This window comes from Anaerotruncus sp. (assembly GCF_057433415.1).
Window position 1 is genome coordinate 1 of sequence record NZ_DBMDHH010000051.1, and the last position, 17,413, is coordinate 17,413.

The window sequence follows — 17,413 nt, forward strand, 5'->3', positions numbered from 1 at the left end:
CGACACGCTGGGGGTCGAGACCAAGGCGAAGGCCGCGCTCGTGATGGACGCGGCGAGCGGCCGGGTGCTCTTCGCGAAGAACGCGAACACGCGCCTGCCGATGGCCTCGACCACCAAGATCCTGTCGGCGCTGCTCGCGCTCGAGCAGGACGGGATCGACGAGTGGTTCACCGTCGACACCGCCGCCATCCATGTGGAGGGGTCGTCGATGGGGCTGCGCGAGGGGGACCAGGCGACGCTGCGCGCGCTCGCCTACGGGATGCTGCTGCCGTCGGGCAACGACGCGGCGGGAGCCGCCGCCGTGCGCATCGCGGGCAGCAAGGAGCGGTTCGCGGAGATGATGAACGAGCGCGCCGCCGAGATCGGCATGGAGGACAGCCATTTCGTCACCCCGTCGGGGCTCGACGACCCGGAGCACTACTCCTCCGCCTACGACATGGCGCTGCTTGCGCGGGAGGCGCTGGAGAACCCCCTCTTCGCGGAGATCTGCGCGAAGCCGAGCGCGAAGATCCAGTATGGGAATCCCCCCTACGACCGGTGGCTGCAAAACCACAACCGGCTGCTCAAAAGCTACCCGGGCACGGTCGGCGTCAAGACCGGCTTCACCGATTCGGCGGGGCGCTGCCTCGTCTCCTGCGCCGATCGGGAGGGGGTGCGGCTGATCGTTGTGACGCTCTCCTGCCCCGACGACTGGAACGAGCATAAAAAGCTCTACGACCGCTATTTCGGCCTGCTGCGGCCGGAGGAGGTCGGCGGGCTCGTGCCGGAGGTGGAGATCCCCGTGACGGGCGGGGAGCGGGACGCGGTCGCGGCGGTTTTCGACGAGCCCGGCCCCGTCGCGCTGATGGACGGCGAGCGGGTCGATGTCGCGGTGACCGCCGCGCCCTTCCTCTACGCGCCGGTGAGGCGCGGGCAGGTGGTCGGGAGCGTGAAATTTTCCTGCGACGGCCAGCCGCTGGCCGAGGCGGCGCTGACCGCCGCGCGGGACGTGGACGCAGAGGAAACGAAGCCCTCCCTCTGGAGCCGGCTGTTCGGCTGGCTCGGACGGGGCGGGGACGACTGAAACGGATAGAAAGACAGGTTAGGATATGGCAAAGGTAACGGGAATCCGCATCCAGAAGGTGCTGTCGGACAACGGCATCCTCTCCCGCCGCAAGGCGGAGGAGGCGATCAGGCAGGGGCGCGTCACGGTAAACGGGCGCCCGGCGGTGCCGGGCAACCCGGTGAACCCGGCGCGCGACGTGATCGCGATCGACGGGGTCAAGGTGGCGCTCCAGAGGAAGAAGCACAACGTCTACATCATGCTGCATAAGCCGCGCGGCTTCGTGACGACGACGGCGGACGAGATGGGCCGCCGGTGCGTGACCGACCTCGTGGAGGACGCGCCCGCCAGGGTGTATCCCGTCGGGCGGCTCGACCGGAACAGCGAGGGCCTGCTTTTGATGACCAACGACGGCGCCTTCGCCAACATGGTCATGCACCCCTCCAACCACATCACCAAGACCTACCGCGTGACGGTGCGCCCCGGCATCACCGACGAGCAGGCCGCGCAGATGGGCGCGGGGGTGCTGCTCGACGGGAAGAGGACCCTGCCGGCCACCGTGCTCGTGCTCGACAAGGCGGAGGGCCGCGCGGTCTTGCAGATCACCATCCAGGAGGGCCGCAACCGGCAGGTGCGCCGCATGTGCGAGGCGGTGGGGCTCGAGGTGGCGCGCCTCAAGCGGACAAGCGTCGGGCCGCTGAAATTGGGGATGCTCCAGCCCGGCCAGTGGCGGGAGCTCAAGCCCAGCGAGCTGATTGCCCTGCGCAACGCCGTCTCTAAGAAATGATGGAAAACCCCTCTGTATAATTTGCGGAATTTATTACAAGGAGTAACGGGATGTTTCTGATCAAACGCGTGACAGACCCGCGCCTCGCCGCGCGCATCTGCGACAGCTTCGGCACGCCGGAGAACGGTTCCTTCGCCTACGCCGCCACCAAGGGGGACGAGGTGCTCGGCACGGCGGTGTTCTTCACCGCGCCGGGCGGCTGCGTGACCCTCGCCGGCGCGGACACCGGCCGGCGGCTCGACGTGGGGCTCGTCGACGGGATGGCGCGCGCCGCCTTTACGGCGCAGATGCGCGCGGGGGCCCTTTCGGCGAAGCTCGGGGAGGGGCTTTCGGAGGAGCTGCGCCGCGCGCTCACCAAGCTCGGCTATGAGGCGCGGGAGCCTTTCCCGCTCGAGGCGTTCTTCGCGAAGAAGAGCTGCGGCTGCGGGCGGTGAGTTCCACGGGCGCCATCGATACGCAAATACCAAAACGCCGCGGGAGACCGCGGCGTTTTTTCTGTCGGAAACGTGGAAAAGAACCGTTAATCTTTTATCAAAAACCGCAAAAAACAGCTTGTTATTTGGGATGGAAAAGTGTATACTTTATTGTGGTTACATTTTGACATTTTCTTTTTTTCATCTGTGGAAAGTCAACAAATGCGACCGAATCCCGTATTTTGATCCCCGCCGGAATGGCGGCCGCCCGTCGGGACGACGGGCGTCAGTTTAAGATAGGAGGAAAAAAACATGAGTGACAAGGCGATGTCACTGGCCGATGCACGTAACGAGGCCCAAAAGGCGACGGCGGCCCGCAAAAGGCTGACGGCGCTCTTTGACCCCGACAGTTTTGTCGAGGTCGGCGCGCTCGTGAAGAACGGCTGTGACGGCACCGGGGTGATCACCGGCTACGGCCTGGTGGAAGGCAGCCCCGTGTATGCGTTTTCCCAGGACTCCACCGTGCGCAACGGGGCGGTCGGAGCGGCCCACGGCTCCAAGATCAAGAAGATCTACGACCTCGCGGTCAAGACCGGCGCGCCGGTCGTCGGCATCTACGATTCCAACGGCGCCGCCGTGGACGAGGGCCTCGACGCGCTCGCCGCTTATGGGGAGATGCTCCTCTGGACCAACAACCTCTCGGGCGTCGTGCCGCAGGTCTCCGTCGTGGCGGGCGCCTGCGCGGGCAGCGCGGCGCTGATCGCCGCCTCCGCCGACTTCGTCGTCATGAGCGAGGGCGCCGAGCTCTTTTTGACCCCCGCCGACGCGGATTCCGCGACCGACGCGGCCAACGCGGCCAAGTCGGGCGTTGCACATATCGTGGAGAAGGACGCCGACGCCGCGGTGGCCGCGGCGCGCAGGCTGGTTTCCCTGCTTCCCTCCAACAACCTCTCCGCGGCCCCCTACTGCGACTTCACCGAGGCTCCCGGCGCGGGCGCCGCGCTCGACGCGCTTGCGGCGGGCGTCGCGGACCAGGCCGACATCCTCGGCATCGCGGAGCAGATCGCGGACGCGGACAGCCTGATCGAGCTCCAGAAGGCGTTTTCCGGCACCGGCGCGAAGGTCGCGCTGGGCACCGTCGCCGGCACGACCGTCGGCTTCGTCGCCGCGTCGGACAGCGGCGCCGTCTGCTCGGGCGGATGCAGCAAGATCGCCCGCTTCGTCGCGATCTGCGACTCCTTCCAGATTCCCGTCGTGACCCTCGTCAACTGCGAAAAGTTCGCAGCCGCCGACGGCCATGTCTTCCAGGGCGGCGTGCGTGAGGCCGCCAAGCTCGCCCATGTCTACGCCGAGGCGACCACCCCGAAGGTCGCGGTCATCGTCGGCAAGGCGTACGGCTCGGCCTGCGTCGCCCTCGCGGGACGCGGCGCCAACGCCGATTACGCGATCGCCTGGCCGAACGCGGTCATCTCCGCGCTGGCCCCCGAGACCGCCGTGGCCTTCCTTGAGGGCGACAAGATTACTCTTGAGAAGTCCCGCGCCGAGGTCGAGGCGGAGTATCTCGCCAACGAGGCGAGCGCCCTCGCGGCCGCCGCCAGGGGCCACATCGACGACGTGGTCGACCCCGCAGATACCCGCGCCGCGGTCATCTCCGCGCTCGACATGCTCGCCGGCAAGCGTGTGAGCACCCTTCCCAAGAAGCACGGCAACATCTCGATGTAACCCGGCGCCGGCCCGCCATTGCCGCAGGAATGCGGCGGATACCTACCGATGCAGGCCGGCCGCCCGGAACCAGTGCGGCTCGGCAGACCATATGAATCAAAAACAAATCATATTTTACAGGAGGATACAGTCATGAAAAGATTTAACATAGTTGTCAACGGCAGGGCTTACGACGTACAGGTGGATGAGCTGGCTCCGGGCGCGGCCCCCGCCGCTCCGGCTCCGGCTCCCGCTCCCGTCTACGCCGCCCCGGCTCCGGCCGCGATGCCTTATGCCGTGCCCTCCCCGATCCCGTCTCCCGTGGCCGCTCCGGTCGCCGCTCCGGCGCCCGCTCCGGCTCCGGCGCCCGCTCCGGCTCCCGCGGCCGCCCCGGCTCCCGCGCCTGCCGCCGCTCCCGCCGCCGGCTCGACCAAGATCAACGCGCCGATGCCCGGCAACATCCTCGATGTGAAGGTCAACGTCGGCGACCATGTCGAGGCCAACCAGCTCGTGCTCATGCTCGAGGCGATGAAGATGGAAAACGAGATTTTCACCCCTGTTGCCGGTACGGTTGTGGGCGTCCATGTCAAGAAGGGCGATTCGGTCAACTCGGACGATCTGCTCATCTCCATCGGTTAAGGGGGAATGATCCATGGCTCAAAAGGTTAAAATTTGCGAGACCATCCTGCGCGATGCGCACCAGTCGCTGATCGCGACGCGCATGCGCCTGGATGAGATGCTCCCCATCCTGCCCGCGATGGACGAGGTCGGCTTCTACTCCTGCGAGTGCTGGGGCGGCGCGACCTTCGACGCGTGCATCCGGTTCCTCGACGAGGACCCGTGGGAGCGTCTGCGGACGATCCGCCGCGAAATGCCCAACACCAAGCTGCAGATGCTCTACCGCGGCCAGAACATGCTGGGCTACCGCCATTACGCCGACGACATGGTCGAGTATTTCGTCCAGAAGTCGGTCGACAACGGCATCGACATCATCCGCGTGTTCGACGCGCTCAACGACATCCGCAACCTCGAAGCGTCGATCCGCGCGGCCAAGAAGTCGGGCTGCCACCTCCAGGCGGCGATGTCCTATACCCTCAGCCCGGTGCACAACATCGACTATTTCGTGGACTACGCCAAGCAGCTTGAGAGCGCGGGCGCGGATTCCATCTGCATCAAGGACATGGCGGCGCTCATCACGCCGTCCGCGGCCTTTGAACTGACCTCCGCCCTCAAAAAGGCGGTCAAAATCCCGATCAATCTGCACACCCACTACACCTCCGGTCTCGCTTCGATGGCGCTGCTCAAGAGCATCGAGGCGGGCGTGGACATCATCGACACGGCGATGTCCCCGCTGGCGATGGGCACCTCCCACGCTGCCACCGAGTCGATGGTCGCGGCGCTGCAGGGCACTCCCTACGACACCGGCCTCGACCTCAAGAAGCTGGACGTCGTGCGCGCCCACTTCGCCAAGCTGCGCCAGAAATACCTCGACGCGGGCCTGCTCAATCCGAAGGTCATGGGCGTCGACGCGAACACGCTGATCTACCAGGTGCCGGGCGGCATGCTCTCCAACCTCGTTTCCCAGCTCAAGCAGGCCGGGAAGGAGGACCAGTTCGAGGATGTGCTCCGCGAGGTCCCGAACGTCCGCAAGGACGCGGGCTACCCGCCGCTGGTCACCCCGACCTCCCAGATCGTCGGCACCCAGGCGGTGTTCAACGTCATCATGGGCGAGCGGTACAAGATGGTCACCAAGGAGTTCAAGGGCCTCGTGAAGGGCGAGTACGGCAAGACCCCGGTCGAGATCGACCCCGCCTTCCGCAAGAAGATCATCGGCGACGAAAAGCCGATCGACTGCCGTCCGGCCGACCTGCTCGGGCCGGAGATGGAGAAGATGCGCGCCGAGTTCCCTGCCGAGTACCTCGAGCAGGAGGAGGATATCCTCACGATGGCGATGTTCCCGCAGGTCGCGCCCAAATTCTTCGAGTCCCGCAAGAACAAGAAGTACGGAGTCGACGGCAAGCACGCCGACAAGGCCAGCAAGGTCCATCCCGTCTGATTGTTTCCCGAAAGCCGCCGGTCGAAAGACCGGCGGCTTTTTGCGCTTCCGAAAGGCTATGAAGCCATCCGGAAATTGACAAAGGGGACGATATGGGGTAAAATATCAAGATACGGAAATGTGCGGCGGCGCACGCCAAAACGACGTGGAGGATGGGACGCGGATGGTCAAAAGCATGACGGGCTACGGACGCGCGCAGCAGATGCTGGGCGGCCGGGACATTACGGTGGAGATCAAGTCGGTCAACCACAGGTTTTTTGAATTTTCGGCGCGGGTGCCCCGGGCATACGGATATTTGGAGGAGCGCCTCAAAAGCTACGTGCAGGGGCAGATCTCCCGCGGCAAGGTGGAGGTCGGCGTCACCATCCTGACGGTCGAGGGGCAGAACGCGGTTGTCGAGGCCAACCGGGAGCTGGCGGGCGCCTATGTGGACGCGCTGCGTAAGATCGGCGAAGAGGCGGGGCTCAAGGACGACCTCGCCCTCTCCACCCTCACGCGGTTCTCCGACATCTTCACCGTGCGCCGCGAGGCGGAGGACGAGGAGGAGATCTGGGCGGCGGTCAGGACGGTCGCGGACGAGGCGGTGAACCGCTTTGTCGCCATGCGCGCCGCCGAGGGCGAACGCCTGAGGGCCGACCTGCTGGGCCGGCTCGAGAGCATCGGGCGGGGCGTGGCGTTTGTCAAGGAGCAGTCCCCCCGCACGGTGGAGGCCTACCGCGAGCGGCTGGCCGCGAAGATCCGCGAGGTGCTCGCCGACCGCCAGATCGACGAGGCCCGCATCGTGACCGAGGCGGCGATCTTTGCCGACCGGGTCGCGGTGGACGAGGAGACGGTGCGGCTCGAAAGCCACCTCGTCCAGTTCCGCGAGATCCTCGGCTACGACTACCCGATCGGGCGGAAGCTCGACTTTTTGGTGCAGGAGATCAACCGCGAGGCCAACACGATCGGCTCCAAGGCGCAGGACGTGGCGGTCGCGCAGGTGGTGGTCGACATCAAGAGCGACGTGGAAAAAATCCGTGAACAGATACAGAATATCGAATAAGGAGAACGCAAGATGAAGCTCATCAACATCGGTTTTGGCAACATGGTGTGCGCCAACCGCCTGGTGGCGATTGTCAGCCCCGAAAGCGCCCCGATCAAGCGGATCATCCAGGACGCGCGCGACCGCGGCACGCTGGTCGACGCGACCTACGGCCGCCGGACTCGCGCGGTCATCATCACCGACTCCGACCATGTGATCCTCTCGGCTGTGCAGCCGGAGACGGTCGCCAACCGCATGGTGGATGAGGACGACGAGGTCGAGGACGATGAGTGAGGGTACGCTGATCGTCTATTCGGGGCCGTCGGGCGTCGGCAAGGGCACGATCCTGCGGCCCTATCTTGAAAGCCACCCGGAGGCGGTGCTTTCGGTGTCGGTGACGACGCGCGCCCCACGGCCCGGAGAGACGGACGGGGTGGAATACCATTTCATTACGCGCGAGGAATTCGACCGGCTGGCCAAAAGCGACGGCCTGCTGGAGCACGCGGAGTACAGCGGCAACTGCTACGGCACGCCGCGCGCCGCGGTGGAGCGCCACATTGCCGAGGGGCGGGACGTGGTGCTCGAAATCGAGGTGCAGGGCGCGATGAAGATCCGGGAGAGCTTTCCCGAGGCGGTCTTCGTCTTCATCCTGCCCCCCTCCTACGGGACGCTCCACGAGCGGCTCGCCGGAAGGGGCACCGAGACGCCGGAGGCGATGGAAGCCCGGCTGCGCACGGCGCGGTTTGAGCTCTCCCACGCCGCGGAATACGACTATGTGATCGTCAACGACGATGTGGAAAAGGCGCGCGAACAGTTGGGCGCGATCATCACGGCGGCCAAGTGCCGCACCCGCAATATGAAAAAATTTATCGATAAGGTGTGTGAGTTTCATGAGTATGCTTAGGCCGTCGATCACCTCCATCATCAAGCCGGGCGACAGCTACTATGCCTTTGTGGTTGCGGTTGCCAAACGCGCCCGCGACATCGCGCAGGAGCAGGAGGAGGACCACGCGATCACCGAGGAAAAGCCGGTGCAGAAGGCGGTCGAGGAGTTTGCCGCCGGGAAGTATAAGATGGGGAACCCCCATCCGAAGGAATAACGGCAAAGCGGCCCTGCTCTGACAGGGCCTGTTTTGTTTTTCACGCCCGGGAGGCGATGTTGTGAAAAAGATGAAGATACGCCTGCTCGCGCTGGCGGCGGCACTGGCGCTGCTGCTGGCCGGATGCGCGCCGCGTGGCGGAGAAACGCCGTCCGCGCCCCCTTCCTCTCCGGAAGAGCCGCCCGCCCTGAGCGGGCCCGGCGCGGAAGAAGAACCGGCGGAGCCGGTCTACTACGACGCGGATTTCTACGCCCGCCCCGCGTGGAACGCGGCGGGCACCGGGACGGCGATCAAAAACGGCGCGGCCCTCACCTGGGTGGGGCTCGACAATGAAGTCCTGCGCGCCGCCGCCTTCGGGGACCCGGCGGCCGGCCCCGGCCTTTCGCCGGAGGACATCACCCTCACGATCGGCGAGGGCTGGGTGCTGCGCACCGTCCCCGGCACCCGCGCGGCGCTGCGGGAGGGGAAGTGGACGCTTCTGAACGCCGCGCTCTACGACCTGGATGGAACGCTGCTGCGCGCCTTCCCCGACGCCTCCCCGGAGGAGGTGGAGGCCGCCACGGGCGACTATGAAAAGCAATCCGCCTATGTGAACGCCTACCCGCTCGGCAGCGGGCACATCGCGCTCGAGACGGGCGCAATGCTGCTGCTCTATGACATCGCGGCCGACGCCCTTTCCCTTGTGGACGACTACCGCGACGTGCGCTGGCAGGGCTTCACCGTCTACGACGCGGGCGCCTACGGGATCTACCAGTGCTGGCCGTTCGGGGAGAGCCTCTACTACATGGCGAGCATCGACCCGCCGCCCGGCGAGCCCCGCCGGGTGCTCTACCGCCTCGACACGGCGGGGGAGCGGGAGCTTTTCTGCGACGACACGGGCTTTTTCCGCTACAAGCCGGTGGAGGGAGGCCTCTACGGCTTCCGGGAGTGGAACAACGGGATCTTTACCGACGAGGGCTACGAGTGGGGGATCGAGGCGTGGTTCCTCCCCGACGGGGGCGAATGGCGGCTCGTCGCGAAGGACAACACCGCCTCCGGGGACGCGCTTCCCCTCGACGCGTCCCATTACGACTACATCTGGATGGATAAGCGGGACGGAGAGGCGTGGCCGAGCTTCCGCCGCCACGACCTCGCGACGGGGGAGGAGATCTCCTTTTCCCCGCGCGACTACGACGGGCGCAAGCTCTATGACGGCGGCTACGGGTTCGGGCTTTACTGCACCCGCGCGGTCGAGGGCGGCGTGCAGTTTGTCTACGTCGTCTCCGACGTTGCGGAGACGGCGGACGGGGACCTGATGGAAAAGCGGGAATGCTGGCTCTACGACACGCGGGAGGACGCCCCGCGCAGGCTCGACCGCCTGGACGGCGCGTCGATCTGGGGGATCAACCCGCAGGGGACCCACGCGATCGAAGGCGGCGGACCGCCCTGGCGGGTGGTCCCGCTGGAATGAGGAGGAATCGGAATGTTTGAAGGAAAAACGATCGTCGTCGGCGTATCGGGCGGCATCGCGGCCTACAAGGCCGCGCAGCTTGTGAGCGACCTTGCCAAGACGGATGCCGACGTGCATGTGCTGATGACGAAAAACGCGGCCGAGTTCGTGTCGGCGCTCACCTTTGAGACGCTCTCCAAAAACCGCGTCGCGGCGGACACCTTCGACCGCAATTACGAATACGACGTCGAGCACGTGGCGCTCGCAAAAAAAGCGGACGTCATGCTGATCGCGCCCGCGACCGCCAACGTGATCGCCAAATTCGCGGCGGGCGTCGCGGACGACATGCTCACGACGACAGTGCTGGCGGCGCGCTGCCCCAAGATCGTCGCCCCGGCGATGAACACCGGCATGTACGACAATCCCGTCACCCAGCGCAACCTGGAGACGCTGCGCGGCTTCGGCTTCACGGTGCTCGAGCCGGACAGCGGCCTGCTCGCCTGCGGCGACACCGGCCGCGGGCGGCTGCCCGACCCCGCCGTGCTCTTTGAGGCGGTGCGCGCGGCGCTCACCGAGCGGGACCTGGAGGGGATGCGCCTGCTCGTCACCGCCGGCCCGACCCGGGAGGCGATCGACCCGGTGCGGTTCGTCACCAACCACTCGACCGGGCGGATGGGGTACGAGCTCGCCGCCGCCGCGCGCAGGCGCGGCGCGGCCGTCACCCTCGTCTCCGGCCCGGTCTCGCTCGCGCCGCCGCTCGGAGTGGCGGTGGTGCCCGTCGTCTCGGCGGCGGAGATGTACGACGCGGTCGTCTCCCGCGCGTCCGGACAGGACATCATCATCAAATGCGCCGCGGTGGCCGACTACCGCCCGGCCGAAGTCGCCAGCCACAAGATTAAGAAGGCGGAGGGCGGCCTCACGCTCGCGCTCGAGCGCACGCAGGACATCCTCTCCCACCTCGGCCACAACCGGACGCCGGGGCAGGTGATCTGCGGCTTTTCGATGGAGACGCGCGACCTTCTGGAAAATTCGCGCGCCAAGCTCTCCAAAAAGAATGTGGACATGATCGTCGCCAACGATCTGGGCACCCACGGCGCGGGCTTCGGCACCGCCACCAACCTCGTGACCATCCTCACGCGGGAGGGGGCCGAGTGCCTGCCGCTCATGGGCAAGGACGCGGTGGCGGAAAAGATCCTCGACCGCCTGCGCGACCTCTACCGCGCCCGGGAGGAGAGAGGGGAGGCGTGACGGCATGGAGTGGATCGATCTGGAGACATGGCCCCGGCGGGAGCAGTACCGGTATTTCCGTTCGCTCGACCGCCCGCAGTACGACCTCTGCGCGCGGCTCGACGTGACCCGCTTTTGCGCGTTCATGAAGGCGCGGGGCGGGTCCTCCTACCACGCGATGGGGTATTTCGTCGTCCGCGCCGCAAACGGGGTCCCCGCCTTCCGGATGCGCATCCGGGAGGGGCGGCCGCTGCTGCACGAGCGGGTCAACCCCTCCTTCACCGAGCCGCGCGCGGACGGCGAGCTCTTCAAGTGCGTCGGGGTCGAGTGGTGCGAGGACCTCGGCGAGTTCCTGCGCCGCTGCGGCGAGGCGTCGGCGCGGCAGGGGGACCGCTTCCTGCTCGACTCGGAGGAGGCGCGGGACGACTACCTCTACCTCTCCTGCCTGCCGTGGGTCGACTTCACGTCGGTTTCGCAGGCGGGCAGCTTCGACCGCGACGACGCGGTCCCCCACATCACCTGGGGGAAATACGCCCGCGAGGGCGGGCGGGTGACAATGCCGCTTTCGGTGACGGCGCACCACGCCTTCTGCGACGGCATCCATGTGGGGCGGTTTTTCGACGCGCTCCAGCGGATGCTGGACGCGCTCTGAATCCGGACATCCATCCGTGCGAAGGGAGGGACCCCCATGCCGCTGGTGGCGCGCGTCGTCGTGGAGAACGCGGCGCAGAGCTTTGATAAAATCTACAGCTACCGCGTGCCGGAGGGGATGCCCGTCCGTCCCGGCTGCCGGGTGACCGCGCCCTTCGGCGCGGGCAACCGCACCCGGTTCGGCCTGGCCGTCGCGGTGGAGGAGGAGCCGGACGCGGCGGGGCTCAAGCCGCTGGCGACCCTCGTCGACCCCGAACCGCTCCTGTCGGACAAACTGCTGTCGCTCGTCTTCTGGCTGCGGGACAACACCTTCTGCACCTATTTCGACGCGGTGAAAGCCCTGCTGCCCCCCGGCATCGGGGTGGAGCTGGAATATACCTACGAGCTTTCCAAGGACGCGCCCGCCCCCGAAGACCCGGAGGAACGCCGGGTTTACGACTACCTCGCGGGGCGGGGGAAGCCGGTGCGGGAGGAGGCGCTCCTCGCCGCGCTCGGATTCGAGCGGGACGCGCCCGTTCTGCGGGAACTCTGCGCGCGGGGGACGTTTCAGAAGGCGCAGGAGGTGCGCCGCCGGGTGCTCGACGGGAAGCTCGTCATGGTGCGGCTCGACGGGGAGATTGGGGAGCTCTCCGACGTGCGGGTGAAGCTCACGCCCAAGCAGAAGGCGGTCGTCGAGCTGCTGCTGCAGGTGGGCGAGGCGTCCCTCAAGGAGGTCTGCTATTTCGCCGCCGTCGGAAAATCGGTCGTGGACCGGCTGGTTTCGGCGGGGGCGGCGCGGCTTTTCACGCGGGAGATCTACCGCAGCCCCTACGCGGAGGGCCCGGCGCGGGAGGACGCGGCGGCGATCGTGCTGACGGAGGAGCAGAACGCCGCCTTTGAGCGGCTGTGCGGGCTGGCGGACAGCCGGGAAGCGCGCACCGCGCTCCTCTACGGCGTGACCGGCTCGGGCAAGACGGAGGTCTTCCTGCGCACCATCCGCCACGTGCTCGACGGTGGGCGCGGGGTGATCATGATGGTTCCGGAAATTTCCCTCACCCCCCAGATGATCGACCGGTTCCGCCGGTATTTCGGCGGGCGGGTCGCGGTGCTGCACAGCGGGCTTTCGATGACCGAACGGCTCGACGAGTGGAAGCGGATCAAAAACGGCGGCGCCTCGATCGTCGTGGGGACACGCAGCGCGGTGTTCGCGCCGATGGAGAACATCGGGCTCATCGTCATCGACGAGGAGCAGGAGGGCACCTATAAGTCGGAGATGTCCCCGCGCTACCACGCGCGGGACGTGGCGCGCTTCCGCGCGGCGCAGGAGGGGGCGCTGCTGCTGCTTGCCTCGGCCACCCCGAGCGTCGAGAGCTTTTACCGCGCCCGGGAGGGGCGCTATGAGCTGCTCACGCTGAAAAACCGCTACGGCGCGGCCAGGCTGCCCGACGTGGCGATCCTCGACATGGCGGCGCAGCCGCTCGGCGCGCAGAGCGCGTCCCTCTCGGAGCAGCTCATCGCCGAGCTGCAAAGGAACCTCGACGCGGGGGAGCAGAGCATCCTGCTGCTCAACCGGCGCGGCTACAACACCCTCGTCAAATGCGCCGTCTGCTCGACCGTCGCCACCTGTCCCAACTGCTCGGTGGCGCTCACCTACCACAGCGCCAACGGGCACCTCATGTGCCACTACTGCGGCTACACCGCCCGCCCGGACGAGAGCTGCCCCACCTGCGGCAACAAGTTCCGGCGGTTTTCGGGCGCCGGGACCCAGAAGGTGGAGCAGGAGCTTTGCGAGCTTTTCCCCGACGCGCGCGTCCTGCGGATGGATATGGATACGACGATGGCGCGTTTTTCCCATGAAAAGCATTTTTCCGATATTTTAGCCGGAAAATATGATATAATAATCGGGACGCAGATGGTCGCCAAGGGCCTCGATTTCCCGAACGTCACCCTCGTGGGGGTGCTGTCGGCCGATTCGGCCCTCTACGCGCAGGACTACCGCAGCTTTGAACGGGCGTTTTCCCTCTTCACACAGGTGGTCGGGCGGTCGGGCCGCGCCGAAAAGGCGGGCCGCGCCTATATCCAGACCTTCACGCCGGAAAACCCGGTGATCGCGCTGGCCGCCGCGCAGGACTACGACGGGTTCTACGCGGAGGAGATCGACAGCCGCCGCATCCACCTCTACCCGCCCTTCTGCGACATGGTGGGGATCGGCTTCTCCGGCCTTGCGTACGCGAAGACGAAGGAGGCCGCCCGGCAGTTCCTCGCGGAATTTGCCCGTCGGGCGAAGGCGGACTACGCCGGGCTCCCGCTGCGGGTGCTCGGCCCCTGCGAAAGCCAGATCGTCAAGCTCGCGGGCAAGTACCGCTTTCGCATGGCGGTCAAATGCCGCTACGACAAACGCACCCGCGCGCTGCTGCGCGGCACGGCGGACTGGTATTTCTCCCAGCCGGCCCTGCGCGGCGTGACGCTCACCGTCGACCCGAAATATGAAAGCTCGATCTGACATGCGACTGGAGGACAAGATGAAAAAGGTTTTAGCGGGAATCCTCGCCATCCTGATGGCGCTATCCCTGGCCGCCTGCGGCCGGAAGACCGAGGCCGACCTCGTCAACGACGCGATGGAGCGGTTCGACGCGCTCCAGAACGGAGAGCTCACGGTGACGGTGACCCTCTCGAGCGAGCAGGGGATCGTCGAGGGATTCGACGCCGTGACGAAGGAGACGCTCACCTTCGTGCGCGACGGCAGGCAAACCGACGCGCTCTACCGCTCGGAGACCGCGATGGGGGATGAGACCGTCGTCACCGAGATGAAGATGCAGGGCGGAAAGGTCTACTCCCTCGTCGAGGGCGCGTGGCAGGAGCAGGGGGACGCGGGCGGCAGCTTCGCGCCCTTCGGCGGCCGCCTGAAAAACGGGATCGCGGTCGTCACCACGACCGAGTGGGACACCGGCACCGAATACACGTTCGAGATGAACGAAAAGGCCCTTGCCGATCTCAATAAGCAGGCCCCCGAGGGCCAGCAGGTGCTTGAGAGCAGCGCGACCTACCTCGTCAATCCCGAAGGGCTGCTCGTCGGCCAGCGGGTGACCTCGCGTGCGAGCGTGACGGTGGACGGGAAAACCGACCAGCTCTTCTCCGAAACGGAAACGACGCTCACCGCGTGGAACCAGCCGGATGTCACGATTGAATAAACTATAAGGAAATATTTCCACACAGATTACAAAGGGGATAGAATCATGGCGCTACGGACGATTATCAAGGAGGGGGACGAGCGGCTGCGCAAAAAGAGCCGCCCGGTCACCGAGTTCAACGAGCGGCTGTGGACGCTGCTCGACGATATGTATGAGACGATGAAGGGAGACGGCGTGGGCATCGCCGCCCCGCAGGTGGGCATCCTGCGCCGCGCGGTCGTCATCGATGTGGGCGAGGGCCGGCATGAACTCGTCAATCCCGAGATCGTCGAGCAGGAGGGGGACCAGTACGGCGGCGAGGGCTGCCTTTCGGTGCCCGGCCAGTACGGCATGGTCCACCGCCCCCAGAAGCTCAGGGTGCGGGCGCAGGACCGCTACGGCAAGCCGTTCGAGCTGGAGGCCGAGGGGTACCTCGCGGTGGCGGTCTGCCACGAGACCGACCACCTCGACGGCGTCCTCTTCATCGACAAGGCCGACCGGATGCTCGACCCCGAGGAGCTCGAGGAGACCGAATGACGGAGGGATCGCGATGAGAATCGTTTTCATGGGGACCCCCGGTTTCGCGGTGCCCTGCCTGGCGCGCCTGCTGGACGACGGGCACGAGGTGGCCGGGGTGTTCACCCAGCCGGATAAGCCCAGGGGCCGCGGCTACAAGCTGATGCCGCCGCCCGTCAAGGAGCTGGCGCTCGAACGCGGGCTGCCGGTTTACCAGCCCGCCAAAATGCGGGACGGCGAGGCGCTCTCGATCCTGCGGGAGCTTTCTCCCGAACTGGTCGTCGTCGTCGCCTACGGCAAAATCCTGCCGAAGGAGATCCTGGAGCTGCCGAAGTACGGCTGCGTCAACGTGCACGGCTCGCTGCTGCCCCGCTGGCGGGGCGCGGCGCCCATCCAGTGGAGCGTGATCGCCGGGGACGCCGAAGGGGGCGTCACGACGATGTATATGGCCGAGGGGCTGGACACGGGGGATATGATCCTGCGCCGCGCGACCCCCATCGGCCCCGACGAGACGTCGGACGAGCTCTACGAGCGGCTGGCGGCCCTCGGCGCGCAGGCCCTCTCCGAGACGGTAACGCTCATCGCCGCGGGGCGGGCCCCGCGCGAACCGCAGGACGACGCGGCCTCCTGTTACGCGCCGATGCTCTCCAAGGAGCTGGCGGAGATCGACTTTTCAAAGCCCGCGCGGGAGGTGCACAACCTCGTGCGCGGCATGAATTCCTGGCCGGTCGCGCACACGACGCTCGGCGGGAAGCTGCTCAAGGTCTACCGCACCCGCGCCGCGCAGGGAAAGGGCGCGCCGGGCGAGCTGCTCGGCGGAAAGTCCTTCACCGTGGCATGCGGCGAGGGGGCGGTCGAACTGGTGGAAATCCAGGCCGAGGGCGGCCGCCGGATGAACGCCGCCGACTACCTGCGGGGACATCCCGTCGCCGCGGGGACCAGGCTGGGGGAATCCCCCAACGAAAGGGAGTAACTGATGTTTTATCCGTTTGACTACTACTATCTGATCCTCGTCGTGCCCGCGCTGCTCTTCGCGGCGTGGGCGCAGGCGCAGGTCTCGGGCGCGTACAACCGCTATTCGCGGGTGCGCGTCTCCCGCGGGATGACGGGCGCGATGGCCGCCCGCCGCATCCTCGACGACAACGGCCTCACGGGCGTGCGCGTCGAGCGCGTCGCCGGCAAGCTCAGCGACCACTACGACCCCGGCGAACGGGTGGTGCGCCTCTCGGCCGGAGTGTACGACAGCGACTCGGTCGCCTCGCTCGGCGTGGCGGCCCACGAGTGCGGCCACGCGGTGCAGCACGCGACCCACTACGCGCCGCTCACCTTCCGCAACGCGATCATCCCGATCACCAATTTCGGCTCCAAGCTGTCGATCCCGCTCATCATCGTCGGGCTCTTCCTCTCGGGGACGCTTGTGGATATCGGGCTGCTGCTCTTTTCCCTCGTCGCCGTCTTCCAGCTCGTGACGCTGCCGGTCGAGTTCAACGCCTCCTCCCGTGCGCTTGCGACGCTCGAGAACGGAAATTTCCTCGACCGCCGGGAGCTGGAGGGGGCCCGCAAGGTGCTCCGCGCGGCGGCGCTGACCTATGTGGCGGCGCTGCTCGTCTCGGTGGCGCAGCTGATGCGGCTGATCCTTCTCTTCGGCAACCGCCGGCGCGACTGACCGGGGCCGCGCCATGAAGGATGCACGTACGGCGGCGGCGCAGGCGCTGATGCGGATGGAGGGGGCGGGGGCCTACTCCAACCTCGTGATCGATGCGCTGTCCGCCAAAAACGGACTTTCCCCGCGCGACGGCGCATTTGCCGCCGCGCTCTTTTACGGTACGCTCGAGCGGATGCTCACGATCGACCACATCCTCGCGCGCTACTCCGCCAAGCCGCTTTCCGCGCTCACCCCGGCGGTGCGCGTTTCCCTGCGGATGGGGGTCTGCCAGCTCCTCTACATGGACGGCGTGGACGACTACGCCGCCGTGAGCGAGAGCGTCAACCTTGTAAAATCGCTCGGCTGCGCGCGCGCCTCGGGGTTCGTGAACGGGGTGCTGCGCGCCTTCCTGCGGGACGGAAAGGCCGTCCCGCCCGCGGGGGGCTCCCGCGCCGGACAGCTCGCGGTCGACTATTCCTGTCCCGCCTGGCTGGTGGAGGAGTGGCTCGCCTCCTACGGGGAGGAGGCCGCCCTGCGGATGCTCGCGGGCTCGCTCGGCAAGGCGCCCGTCTACCTGCGCGCCAACACCCTGCGGACCACGCCGGAGGCGCTCTGCGGGCGGCTCGCGGCGGTGCGGGGCAGGCTCGCCGTCGAGACGCTGTCCGCCTTCGCGGAG

19 protein-coding genes are annotated in these 17,413 nt (G+C 66.9%); all 19 read left to right on the forward strand.

The genetic code is table 11. From position 1 onward, the window contains the following. Window positions 1-1,063 (forward strand): D-alanyl-D-alanine carboxypeptidase family protein (locus ACZO3G_RS11945; RefSeq protein WP_486847249.1); only part of this gene is annotated, 1,063 nt, incomplete at its 5' end. Between the two features lie 25 nt (window positions 1,064-1,088). Continuing rightward, window positions 1,089-1,829 carry a pseudouridine synthase gene (locus ACZO3G_RS11950; protein ID WP_121586920.1) on the forward strand — a complete coding sequence of 247 codons (741 nt, stop codon included), beginning with the start codon at window positions 1,089-1,091 and terminating at the stop codon, window positions 1,827-1,829. A gap of 50 nt (window positions 1,830-1,879) precedes the next feature. Further along, window positions 1,880-2,263 (forward strand): hypothetical protein, encoded by a 384-nt coding sequence (locus ACZO3G_RS11955; protein ID WP_276873723.1) that lies wholly within the window; start codon window positions 1,880-1,882, stop codon window positions 2,261-2,263. A gap of 291 nt (window positions 2,264-2,554) precedes the next feature. Beyond that, window positions 2,555-3,964, forward strand: coding sequence for a carboxyl transferase domain-containing protein (locus ACZO3G_RS11960; protein ID WP_276873714.1), 1,410 nt, complete (start codon window positions 2,555-2,557; stop codon window positions 3,962-3,964). A gap of 132 nt (window positions 3,965-4,096) precedes the next feature. Beyond that, window positions 4,097-4,582 (forward strand): acyl-CoA carboxylase biotin carboxyl carrier protein subunit, encoded by a 486-nt coding sequence (locus tag ACZO3G_RS11965; protein ID WP_277138502.1) that lies wholly within the window; start codon window positions 4,097-4,099, stop codon window positions 4,580-4,582. A 13-nt stretch (window positions 4,583-4,595) separates the two neighbouring features. Further along, entirely contained in the window at window positions 4,596-5,999 is a 1,404-nt protein-coding gene (locus tag ACZO3G_RS11970) for an oxaloacetate decarboxylase subunit alpha (protein WP_277138501.1), read from the forward strand. Window positions 6,000-6,162: 163 nt separating this feature from the next. Beyond that, window positions 6,163-7,041, forward strand: coding sequence for a YicC/YloC family endoribonuclease (locus tag ACZO3G_RS11975; protein ID WP_276871728.1), 879 nt, complete (start codon window positions 6,163-6,165; stop codon window positions 7,039-7,041). Between the two features lie 12 nt (window positions 7,042-7,053). Continuing rightward, complete coding sequence (remA, locus tag ACZO3G_RS11980; RefSeq protein ID WP_101548914.1) at window positions 7,054-7,314, forward strand: extracellular matrix/biofilm regulator RemA; 261 nt, start codon at window positions 7,054-7,056, stop codon at window positions 7,312-7,314. After that, window positions 7,307-7,924, forward strand: coding sequence for a guanylate kinase (gene gmk / locus ACZO3G_RS11985; RefSeq protein WP_121586915.1), 618 nt, complete (start codon window positions 7,307-7,309; stop codon window positions 7,922-7,924). Before remA ends, gmk begins: the two co-directional genes overlap by 8 nt. Next, entirely contained in the window at window positions 7,911-8,120 is a 210-nt protein-coding gene (gene rpoZ, locus ACZO3G_RS11990; RefSeq protein ID WP_306575217.1) for a DNA-directed RNA polymerase subunit omega, read from the forward strand. Before gmk ends, rpoZ begins: the two co-directional genes overlap by 14 nt. 61 nt (window positions 8,121-8,181) lie before the next feature. Continuing rightward, entirely contained in the window at window positions 8,182-9,570 is a 1,389-nt protein-coding gene (locus ACZO3G_RS11995; RefSeq protein ID WP_276871737.1) for a hypothetical protein, read from the forward strand. Between the two features lie 12 nt (window positions 9,571-9,582). Continuing rightward, window positions 9,583-10,797 (forward strand): bifunctional phosphopantothenoylcysteine decarboxylase/phosphopantothenate--cysteine ligase CoaBC, encoded by a 1,215-nt coding sequence (gene coaBC, locus ACZO3G_RS12000; RefSeq protein ID WP_276871739.1) that lies wholly within the window; start codon window positions 9,583-9,585, stop codon window positions 10,795-10,797. A gap of 4 nt (window positions 10,798-10,801) precedes the next feature. Then, the gene (locus tag ACZO3G_RS12005; protein ID WP_101548924.1) at window positions 10,802-11,428 is read left to right on the forward strand and encodes a chloramphenicol acetyltransferase; all 627 of its coding nucleotides are present in this window, start codon (window positions 10,802-10,804) and stop codon (window positions 11,426-11,428) included. Window positions 11,429-11,464: 36 nt separating this feature from the next. Next, the gene (priA, locus tag ACZO3G_RS12010; protein WP_276871741.1) at window positions 11,465-13,909 is read left to right on the forward strand and encodes a replication restart helicase PriA; all 2,445 of its coding nucleotides are present in this window, start codon (window positions 11,465-11,467) and stop codon (window positions 13,907-13,909) included. Between the two features lie 19 nt (window positions 13,910-13,928). Then, window positions 13,929-14,597 carry a hypothetical protein gene (locus ACZO3G_RS12015; protein ID WP_101548928.1) on the forward strand — a complete coding sequence of 223 codons (669 nt, stop codon included), beginning with the start codon at window positions 13,929-13,931 and terminating at the stop codon, window positions 14,595-14,597. A gap of 45 nt (window positions 14,598-14,642) precedes the next feature. Continuing rightward, window positions 14,643-15,113 (forward strand): peptide deformylase, encoded by a 471-nt coding sequence (gene def, locus ACZO3G_RS12020; protein WP_101548930.1) that lies wholly within the window; start codon window positions 14,643-14,645, stop codon window positions 15,111-15,113. Between the two features lie 13 nt (window positions 15,114-15,126). Next, entirely contained in the window at window positions 15,127-16,065 is a 939-nt protein-coding gene (gene fmt, locus ACZO3G_RS12025) for a methionyl-tRNA formyltransferase (RefSeq protein ID WP_276871749.1), read from the forward strand. Between the two features lie 3 nt (window positions 16,066-16,068). Then, window positions 16,069-16,758, forward strand: a complete 690-nt coding sequence (locus tag ACZO3G_RS12030) for a zinc metallopeptidase (RefSeq protein WP_101548933.1) — start codon at window positions 16,069-16,071, stop codon at window positions 16,756-16,758. A gap of 13 nt (window positions 16,759-16,771) precedes the next feature. Continuing rightward, a partial coding sequence (locus tag ACZO3G_RS12035) for a transcription antitermination factor NusB (RefSeq protein ID WP_486847255.1) occupies window positions 16,772-17,413 on the forward strand: 642 nt, incomplete at its 3' end.